The 6,967-nt window shown below is 65.9% G+C and carries 7 protein-coding genes and 1 pseudogene; 3 read left to right on the top strand and 5 right to left on the bottom strand.

Features of this window, described 5'->3' with window-relative positions:
* Together H928_RS0101905 and H928_RS0101900 are read left to right on the top strand one after the other, a co-directional pair.
* On the top strand, positions 1–666 hold a 666-nt coding region (locus H928_RS0101905), incomplete at its 5' end, for a Sua5 family C-terminal domain-containing protein (RefSeq protein ID WP_021024971.1).
* 97 nt (positions 667–763) lie between these two features.
* Entirely contained in the window at positions 764–1,756 is a 993-nt protein-coding gene (locus tag H928_RS0101900) for an SGNH/GDSL hydrolase family protein (protein WP_027010432.1), read from the top strand.
* Between the two features lie 99 nt (positions 1,757–1,855).
* On the opposite strand, the gene H928_RS0101895 is transcribed toward H928_RS0101900, so the two are convergent.
* Positions 1,856–2,719 carry a pirin family protein gene (locus H928_RS0101895; protein ID WP_021024969.1) on the bottom strand — a complete coding sequence of 288 codons (864 nt, stop codon included), beginning with the start codon at positions 2,717–2,719 and terminating at the stop codon, positions 1,856–1,858.
* 144 nt (positions 2,720–2,863) lie between these two features.
* On the opposite strand from H928_RS0101895, the gene H928_RS0101890 reads away from it, so the two are divergent.
* Positions 2,864–3,775: a LysR family transcriptional regulator gene (locus H928_RS0101890; RefSeq protein ID WP_021024968.1), complete on the top strand. Its 912-nt coding sequence runs from the start codon at positions 2,864–2,866 to the stop codon at positions 3,773–3,775.
* A gap of 50 nt (positions 3,776–3,825) precedes the next feature.
* On the opposite strand, the gene H928_RS0101885 is transcribed toward H928_RS0101890, so the two are convergent.
* The 4 genes and pseudogenes from H928_RS0101885 to H928_RS25755 all read right to left on the bottom strand — a co-directional run.
* Positions 3,826–4,677 carry an amidohydrolase family protein gene (locus H928_RS0101885; protein WP_021024967.1) on the bottom strand — a complete coding sequence of 284 codons (852 nt, stop codon included), beginning with the start codon at positions 4,675–4,677 and terminating at the stop codon, positions 3,826–3,828.
* Positions 4,674–5,825 (bottom strand): FMNH2-dependent alkanesulfonate monooxygenase, encoded by a 1,152-nt coding sequence (ssuD, locus tag H928_RS0101880; RefSeq protein ID WP_021024966.1) that lies wholly within the window; start codon positions 5,823–5,825, stop codon positions 4,674–4,676. The genes H928_RS0101885 and ssuD overlap by 4 nt, the downstream gene beginning before the upstream one ends.
* A gap of 120 nt (positions 5,826–5,945) precedes the next feature.
* Entirely contained in the window at positions 5,946–6,563 is a 618-nt protein-coding gene (locus tag H928_RS0101875; protein ID WP_027010430.1) for an NAD(P)H-dependent oxidoreductase, read from the bottom strand.
* Positions 6,564–6,687: 124 nt separating this feature from the next.
* Positions 6,688–6,967, bottom strand: a pseudogene (locus H928_RS25755) (acyl-CoA dehydrogenase); the annotation flags it as partial.

Below are 6,967 nucleotides of genomic sequence, written 5' to 3'. Positions count from 1 at the left end.
AGCGTGGGCCTGCGCTGCCCCTCGCACCCGGTGGCGCAAGCGGTGCTGCAGGCCTGCCAGCAGCTCAGCCCGCCCGTCTGGGGTGTTTCGGCGCCCAGCGCCAACCGCTTTGGCCGCGTCAGCCCGACCACGGCCGCCCACGTGGCGGCGGAGCTGGGTGATGACCTGCTGGTGCTCGATGGCGGCGCCTGCGACATCGGTATTGAGTCGACCATTGTCGATTGCACGCGCGGCGTGCCCGTGCTGCTGCGCCCCGGCGCCATCACGCGCGACGATATCGAGCGCGCCTGCGGCACCCGTCCCTTGTCGATGCAGGAGCTGACGGCAGATACCCCGCGTGCCTCGGGCACCTTGCTCGCGCACTATGCGCCCAGCGCCAAGGTCCGGCTGATGGATGCCAAGCAGCTGCAATCAGCGCTCGATGTGCTGGGGGCCGACGCGCGCCATATCGCCATCTACCACCGCAGTCCGCTGCGCAGCGCCAGCCCCCATCTGCGCCTGCAACCCATGCCCGATGCGCCGCTGGCTGCGGCCCGCGAGCTGTTTGGCCTGCTGCGCGACTTGGACGACTGGGGTGCCAAGCTCATCTGGATCGAGACCCCGCCGGACTCGGCCGATTGGGAAGGCGTCAGCGACCGTCTGCAGCGCGCGGCGGCGGCTGGCTGATGGGCCTAGCCCCTGGCGTTTTACCTCTCTTTACCTCATCACCTTGGTGGCCTGGATCAGCCTCGCTACACTACGCTCTACTTACTGGAGAACTCACATGGCAGCAAATTGGATGCGCCGTACCGTGTTGACCGCCGTGGCTGGTGCCTCGGTGGCCATGCTGGCGGCCTGCGGATCGAGCTCAACGGCGGACTCGATTCGCCCCGACAGCATCGTCACCTTTGGTGATGCAATGTCCGACCTGGGCCAAAACCCCAATGGCCGTCCCTACTCGGTCAGCAACGGCAGCTACAACAACTGGACGCGTGAAATCGCCTACCGCTATGACCTGACGATCACGGCGGCCAAGGAAGGCGGCACCGCCTATGCCTACGGCAATGCCCGCGTGTCCCAGGCCGATGCGACCGGCGTGACCAATGCCCCCTCCATCACCGCGCAGATCGACAGCTACCTCGCTGCCAACCCGACCTTCAGCAGCAAGCAGTTTGTGCTGATGAGCGGCGGCATGAGCGACGTGATTGCCGGCTACAACGAATACGCCGCTGGCACCAAGACCCGCGACGAATACCTGGCCGACATGACCACCGCTGGCCAGCAGATGGCAGCGCAGGTGCGCCGCCTCAACACCGCAGGCGCCCCCCGCGTGCTGACCGTGGGCACGCCCAACCTGGGCCGCACCCTGTGGGCCACCACGCTGGACAACGCGCAACCCAGCGCCGACCCCAAGCCATCGAACACGCTGGAAGCGGCCACCACCGCCTTCAACAATGGCCTGCTGAACGCCTTGTATGGTCTGTCGGGCACCCAGGTGCTGTACGCCGACGTGCAGTACTACTTCAACTCGATGACCGGCAACCCTGGCAGCTACAGCTTCACCAACTACACCGATCCGGCCTGCACCACCGCAGATGCCACCAATGGTCTGAACATTGGCGTCAACCAGATCAACTCGTCGCTGTGCACCGCCGACACCCTGGTGGATGCCTCCAAGATCGACCAGTACCTGTTCTCCGACCTGGTGAACTACACGCCCCAAGCGCACCGCCGCTTTGGCGACTGGGTCTATGACCGCATGAAGGCCAACTGGTAAGCCATCGCTCTTTCAGCGAACTACACAGCAAAAATGGACACCAAGGTGTCCATTTTTTATGGCCGCTTCAACGCGGCCGAGGCCGCTCAAACCCGCCGATCAAGCCTGCATGCTGCCAAACCTGCCGCTGTTGAAGTCATTGACCGCCTGCACGATCTCCTGCTGGCTGTTCATCACAAAGGGGCCGTAGCCGACGATGGGCTCGTCGATGGGCTCGCCGCTCATCAGCAGCAGGGCCGCATCGCCATTGGCCTCCAGGCTCAGCTTGCGGCCTTCCTGGGCCATCACCACCAGCTGTGCCTCGCGCGCCACCTCGTTGCCGTTGACCAGCACGGTGCCCTGCACGATGGCCAGCGCCGTGCTCCAGCCCTCGGGCAGTTCCAGCTCCAGCTTTTCACCGGCCACCAGGCGCAGATCCCAGACCTGCATCGGCGTGAAGGTCTTGGCGGGGCCTTGCTGGCCTTGGTAGTCACCGGCAATCACGCGCAGCTGGCCGCCACCGGGCAAGGCCACCGCAGGGATCTGCGATTGCACGATGGCCTGGTAGCCAGCGGCTGCGCCCTTGTCCTTGGCAGGCAGGTTGACCCAGAGCTGCAGCATGCGCAGCTTGCCGCCCTTGGCAGTAAAAGCAGGCGAATGGAACTCCTCGTGCAGAATGCCGGCGCCGGCCGTCATCCATTGCACATCGCCGGGGCCGATCTCGCCGCCCTGGCCGGTCGAGTCGCGGTGCGCCACCTCGCCGTCATAGACGATGGTCACGGTCTCAAAGCCCCGGTGCGGGTGCTGGCCCACGCCACGCGGCGCGCTGGCAGGGGCAAATTCAGCGGGGCCGGCAAAATCGAGCAGCAAGAAGGGGCTCAGCAGCTTGCCATGGCTTTGGTAGGAAAACAGTGAACGCACAGGAAAGCCGTCGCCAACCCAGTGCTGGCGGGGTGCGTCTTGGACATGCAGTACGTTTTTCATCGGGGATTCCTGTCTGGCCTCCAAGCTAGGTGTTGGAAGGCTGTACCGTTATTGTGGGGTTGAAACACTGCGAGCGGTAGACGGCATAATTCGCCTTGATAGTTCTATTTCTTGAACGATAAAGGCCATCCAGCCGAGCGCCCCATGCAGCAATTTGACCTCAACGATCTGTTCTATTTCGTCCAAGTCGTCGACCACGGCGGCTTTGCGCCCGCCGGGCGCGCGCTGGGCATGCCCAAGTCCAAGCTCAGCCGCCGCATTGCGCTGCTCGAAGAACGCCTGGGCGTGCGCCTCTTGCTGCGCTCCACGCGCAAGTTTGCCGTGACCGAGCTGGGCCAGACCTACTACCAGCACTGCAAGGCCATGCTGGTCGAGGCCGAGGCCGCGCAGTTGAGCATTGAAGCGGTGCAATCGCAGCCCCGGGGCGTTGTGCGCCTGAGCTGCCCCATCACCTTGCTCCATGAGCTGGTCGAGCGCATGCTGACCGACTTCATGGTCATGTACCCCGAAGTGACGATCCAGCTGGAGGCCACCAACCGCCCGGTCGATGTGATTGGCGAGGGCTTTGACCTGGCGATCCGCGTGCGCACCATGCCGCTGGAAGACAGCGACCTGTCGGTGCGCATGCTCTCGGTCCATGCCCAGCACCTGGTGGCCAGCCCCATCCTGACCGCGCGCCAGGGCATTGTGCGCAGCCCCACCGATCTGTCGCAGTGGCCCAGCCTGTGGCTGGGCTCGCCCGAGCAGCAGTTTGTGTGGAAGCTCGAACACGACAGCCTGCCCAGCATCCAGGTCCCCCACACGCCGCGCCTGATCACCACCGACATGGTGGCGCTGCGCAGCGCGGCGATGGCCGGCCTGGGCGTGGTGCAGTTGCCGATGATCATGGTGCACGAGCAGCTGGACAAAGGCACCTTGGTCAAGGTGCTGCCCGAATGGGGCCCGCGCAAGGAGGCGGTGCATGCGGTGTTTGCCTCGCGCCGGGGCATGCTGCCGGCCGTGCGGGCGCTGATCGACCATCTGGCTGCCGCCTTTGCGAAAGTGCCCGGCTGCTGATGCGGCCGGGCACTGTGGTTGCGGTGAGAGCGATGGCTTTCCAGCGCTGATTACAGCCCCAAAATGCGCGCCGCATTGCCATGCAGCAGCTTGGGCAGCACGGCCTCGTCAAAGCCCAGCGCCAGAAAGTCGTCAATGCTCTGGCCGATGGGGCGGAAGGGGTAGGACGAGCCAAACAGCAGCTGGTCGCCCAGGAACTGGTTGGCCGCCTGCACATAGGCCTGGTGGCCGGGCTGGAACACATACATGTCCGGCACCAGGTAGACATTGGCGTAGCGGAAGGCCAGGCCAATGGCCTCCTGCACGCGCGGCCAGTAGCCGTGGTAGACGACCAGCGGCAGATCGGGAAAGGCCTGGGCGACCTTGGCCAGGCGCGCCGGGTCGTTGAAGCTCGGGTCCGGTGTGGTCGGGCCGCTCATCAGGAACACCGGCACACCCAGCTCCCGCGCGCGCTCATAAACGGGCCAGTACACGGGGTCATCGGGGTGGCGGGCCGGGTCGCCAAAGCCGGGCTCCAGGTCGATGCCGCGCAGGCCCAGCACCTTGATGGCACGCTCGATCTCGTCGAGCGCCGCCTGCTCGCCTTGCAGCACCGGGTCGACCCCGGCAATGCCCAGCAACTCGCTATGGCCGTGCACGATCTGGTGGATGGTGTCGTTGGGCAGGTGCTGCGAAGGCGTGTGCCGCCCCACGACCACGGCCTGGCTCAGGCCGGCATCGCGCACCGCCTTTAAAAAGCCCTCCTGGGTCAGCGATTCCTCAAAATGCGTGTCGCTGCCGCGCGTGCCCACGCGCCGGTTCAGCCAGCGGGCGGTGTCATGCTCGGGCGAGCCGGGCGTTGCGCCAAAAAAGTTGTGCAAGAACGCTGGCCGGCAGCGCATATCGATCACGGGCAGGCTCATGAAGCCGACTCCTTCCATTGTTGAACACCACGAACATCAAACGCGCCGCCGGTCTGCGAGCGCGCGGTGGTCACGCTCTTCTTGCCCAGCAGCGGAAACACCAATTCGGCAAAGCGGATCGACTCCTCCAGGTGCGGGTAGCCCGACAGCACAAAGGTATCGGCGCCAATGTCCATGTACTCGCGCAGGCGCTCGGCCACGGTGGCCGCATCGCCCACCAGCGCGGTACCGGCACCGCCACGCACCAGGCCTACACCAGCCCAGAGGTTGGGTGCCACCTCCAGCTTCTGGCGGTTACCGCCATGCAAGGCCGCCATGCGCGCCTGGCCGACCGAGTCCATGCGCGCATAGTTCTGCTGCGCTTTCGCAATGTCTTCGTCGGTCAGCTTGCTGATCAGGCGATCGGCATCGGCCCAGGCTTCCTCGTTGGTCTCGCGCACGATCACATGCAGGCGCACGCCCAGGCGCAGTTGGCGGCCGGCCGCAGCGGCGCGCGCCCGGATATCGGCAAACTTGCGCGCCACGGCCTGGGGCGGCTCGCCCCAGGTCAGGTAGGCATCGACATGCTTGGCCGCCAGGTCATGGGCGGCGTCGGACGAGCCGCCAAAGTACAAAGGCGGATACGGTTTTTGCAAGGGCTCGAAAAAGTTCTTGCCCTGCTTCACCTTGAAGTACTTGCCCTCGTGGTCCACCGTCTCGCCGGCCAGCAGGCGCCGCCAGATGCTCAGAAACTCATCGGCATAGGCATAGCGCTCGTCATGGGCCAGGAACACGCCATCGGCCTCCAGCTCGGTGGCGTCGCCCCCGGGCACCACATTGAGCAGCAGGCGCCCGGCGAGCGCCTGGTCCAAAGTAGCGGCCTGGCGCGCGCTGGGCACCGGCATGCCCAGCGAGGTGCGCAGTGCCACCAGCAGCTTGATGCGCTGCGTGACCGCCACCAGGCTGGATGCCACCACCCAGGGGTCCAGGCAGGAGCTGCCGGTCGGAATCAGCAGCCCGTCATAGCCCAGGTTCTCGCTGGTGGTGGCAATGCTGCGCAGGTACTCGGGCGTGGGCTGGCGGCCAAAGTCCGAGGCGCCCAGGTAGCGGGTGTCGCCGGAGGTGGGCAGGAACCAGAACAGCTCCGGTGGGGATGAGGTAGAGGCCATGGCAAAGGGTCAGGGTGGCTGCAAGGCAAGGGGCGTGCAGCAGACGCCGCAGGGCATGCTGCGCCAGCCCGCCGGCAGCGTATGCGGGCGGGTGGCGTTTGAAAAGAAGCCTGAACGCGCTTAGGCGGCCTGGCGCTCCAGCGCATGCAAGGCAGGTTGGCTGCTGCGCTGGCTGTGCGCCAGCGCGCTCAGCACCGGCACCGCCAGGTCCACGGCCAGTGCGATGTGCTTGTGCAGCGCTTCGCTCACCACCACACCGTTCTGGATGTCTTCGGGCGTTGCATAGACGCCGATCGGCAAGGTCAAGGCCGAGAAAAAGCCAAACAGCGGGCGCAGCTGGTGGTCCAGCACCAGCGAATGGCGCGGGCTGCCGCCGGTGGCAGCCAGCAGCACGGGCGTGCCCTGCAGCGCATGCTGGTCGACCAGGTCAAACAGGTGCTTGAGCAGGCCCGGCAGGCTGCCCCGGAACACCGGCGAGCCGACGATCAGGAAGTCCGCCGTCTCGATCGCCTCCAGCGCATCACGGGCGGCGGCGGGCAGCGCATCCTTGTACAGCACCGGGCCGATGTCGGCCACCAGATCGACCAAGTCGATATGGCGCACATCCAGGCGCACCGCCTGGGCCGACTGGCCCAGGGCCTGGCCCAGTTGCAGGTGCAAGCTGTCGAGCAGGCTGCGGGTGCGCGAAGGCTTGCCCAGGCTGCCATTGACGATGACGGTTTTCAAGATGCGGCTCATGTTCATTCCAGTCGTTCACACGCAAGGGGCCAGGGCCCGGCCTATCCGGGTCGCTGCCTCCAGCGTCAAGACAACCATTACAACCACTGCGCCGCCGCAGGCCAAGGAATGAAATCTCATGTTCTTATGCGTTTTTTGCTGCGAGCCCCACCTGCCAGAAGTAGACCGGCTCGGCGCCGTTGAGCAGCATGTCGCCCACCGACTTGGCCTTGTAGATGACCGGGTTGTGCGAGGCCAAGGTGCGGGCATTGCGCCAGTGGCGGTCCAGCCGCAGGCCCTCGGCCAGCGCGCTCGATCCGCCCACATCGAACATGCGCGTGGCCGCCTGCAGCACCGCATCCACCACGGCCACCTGGGCCTGGGCCGCACGCAGCTCCAGCGCGTCGAGCTGGGCCTTGCCGGCG

The organism is Comamonas sp. B-9, assembly GCF_000410635.1.
In the GTDB taxonomy this organism is placed as follows: domain Bacteria; phylum Pseudomonadota; class Gammaproteobacteria; order Burkholderiales; family Burkholderiaceae_C; genus Comamonas.
Note: the sequence above shows the minus strand (reverse complement) of the source record. Positions and strands in the feature narration are given on the sequence as shown.